Origin of the sequence: Bradyrhizobium sp. Arg816 (genome assembly GCF_029989365.1) — a bacterium.
Lineage (GTDB): Bacteria > Pseudomonadota > Alphaproteobacteria > Rhizobiales > Xanthobacteraceae > Bradyrhizobium.
The window spans coordinates 1-1936 of sequence record NZ_JAPRAQ010000068.1; the positions used below are offsets into that span (position 1 = coordinate 1).

2 protein-coding genes and 1 pseudogene are annotated in these 1936 nt (G+C 60.5%); all 3 read right to left on the bottom strand.

Translation table 11 applies throughout. From position 1 onward, the window contains the following. Window positions 1-432 precede the first annotated feature (432 nt). A complete protein-coding gene (locus OWC48_RS45800) occupies window positions 433-756 on the bottom strand; it encodes a hypothetical protein (RefSeq protein ID WP_282525896.1) in 324 nt (107 codons plus the stop codon). 71 nt (window positions 757-827) lie between these two features. Continuing rightward, a complete protein-coding gene (gene hspD / locus OWC48_RS45805; RefSeq protein WP_282525897.1) occupies window positions 828-1286 on the bottom strand; it encodes a small heat shock protein HspD in 459 nt (152 codons plus the stop codon). A 180-nt stretch (window positions 1287-1466) separates the two neighbouring features. Further along, window positions 1467-1936, bottom strand: a pseudogene (locus OWC48_RS45810) (DNA ligase); the annotation flags it as partial.

Here is a 1936-nt window from a genome sequence, read left to right on the forward strand (position 1 = left end):
GTGTTCAGGCCGAGCACGACCACTGGGAGAAGGAAAGGTGACAGCCGCATTGCGACGCGCGCGAACGCTAGCCCGAGCGTAGACATTGCTGGGTGCGATTGCTCTGGGGCCAGGTTCCGGCAGCGGAGAACGAAAGCCGCAAGTGGGGTAACCGCACGGAGGACGACGAAAGACCTCCGAAACGCGCAAGCTTCGGAGGTCGAAGTCTGTTCTCTCGAGCGCGTCAGGCTCGGCTGGTTTCCGTCCTTTTGGCTCCTGTAGGAGGCCTCAAGGATCCCTCCAGCAGTCGCCGAACTCGCGGCGATCGGAGTGGATCATCGCCAAGCGGTGAGGACTGTTGGCAGAAAGGAGCCTGCGAGAACTTGGCCATCCAACGACGCTCGATGCGGTTCAGGACGTCTCTGGGCAAGGCAATGTTATCCATCGCGATCCTCAGGCGGCCAGAAGTCTGGATGTCGAACAGAGACGGTAGGGCTTCCCTCCGGGGGGATTGCGTGGACCACCGTCGAGTTCGCACAGCGCTTCGAGTATCTCGTCGATGGTGACCGGCGCTTTAAGTCCAACCGGTGCCCGCAACGATGGGCAAGAAGCGATCGCCGATGCGTCAGACGCCCAAGATGCGAGAATGGCGCGCTTCTCGGAGATCGAAAGCGAAGGGTCTGCCAGTACGTCTCTCGGGTGCTCGAACACGGTGCCGGGATGCAGCAGCGTGTTGAAATCGATGACATTGTCGTCGGAAGCGGTCGTCAGCCGCATGGTTCCCTCCATTCTTTGGACGAAGCGGCTGCCGCGCGTCGGAACGACGCGCGGCATTCTCGGGCGATGGATTAGGCCGCCTTGGCCTCGATCTGGTGGACGTTGCCGGAAGACGTTGCGCCGGCAATGGCGATACGCCGCGGCTTCATGGCCTCCGGGATTTCCCGGACCAGTTCGATCTTCAGCAGGCCGTTGTCGAACGCGGCGCCTTTCACCTGGACGTATTCCGCGAGGTTGAACTGCCGCTTGAAACCGCGGGTCGAGATACCGCGATAGAGGAAATCGCGCTCAGTCTTGTCGGATTTGTTGCCTTCGACCGTCACCACGTTCTGCTCGGCGGTGATGACGATGTCGTCGGGCGAGAAACCCGCCACCGCGAGCGAGATCTGATAGCGATCATCCGCCAGCCGTTCGATGTTGTAGGGCGGATAGTTGTCCTCGCTGGCCCGCTGAGCCACTTCTGCGAGGTCGAAAAGGCGGTCGAAACCAATGGTCGAGCGCCAGAGGGGGGCAAAATCGTAGGTGCGCATAGCCAAATCCTCCTAAGAGCAAGATGTCTACGAGCGGCACCGGACACTACCGGTGCCCGTCTCTTGGCCGGGCCCGTCAGGCGCCCGGACGCCATCGTCGGATGGCGACAAAAAAATTAGCAAAGCCGGTTTTGGTTTCAAGAGGGGGCTGAAAAAAATTTGTCACAGATCGCCGCGCCGTTACAGATCCTCGCGAAGGCCTTTGAAGAACGGGTGTCGCACCTTTCCCTCTGCGGACTTCGCCCGGTACTCGATCTCGGCAAGCAACTTCGGTTCGACCCAGATCCCTTTGTGCGAGATCCGTTTGGTATATGGCTTTGTCCTGCGGACAAGTGGCTCGAGCCGTCTGCGCAACTCGGCGGCAGATGACTTGTCGAAGCCACGGTCGACCTTGCCGGCATAAACAAGGTCATCGCCCTTGCGCCGCCCAAGATACATGCCGTCCCACTTGCCCTCATCGAGGGCGAAGCCCGCAATTGTCAGGGTCTCGCGTTGCGCGCAGGTCTTCTTGACCCAATTGTTGCCCCTGCCGCTGCTATAGACTCTGTCGCGCGCCTTCGACACGACGCCTCGAGCCCAACCTTGCAAGCGTGCGTGAACATTTCGCGGCCGTCGATCTCGAAGCTTTCGCTAAATTGGACGTCGCTGCC

Bases quoted from the DNA above. Each gene is read 5' to 3' on its own strand.
- hspD (WP_282525897.1), bottom strand. From the start codon at position 1,286: ATGCGCACCTACGATTTTGCCCCCCTCTGGCGCTCGACCATTGGTTTC.
- OWC48_RS45800 (WP_282525896.1), bottom strand. From the start codon at position 756: ATGCGGCTGACGACCGCTTCCGACGACAATGTCATCGATTTCAACACG.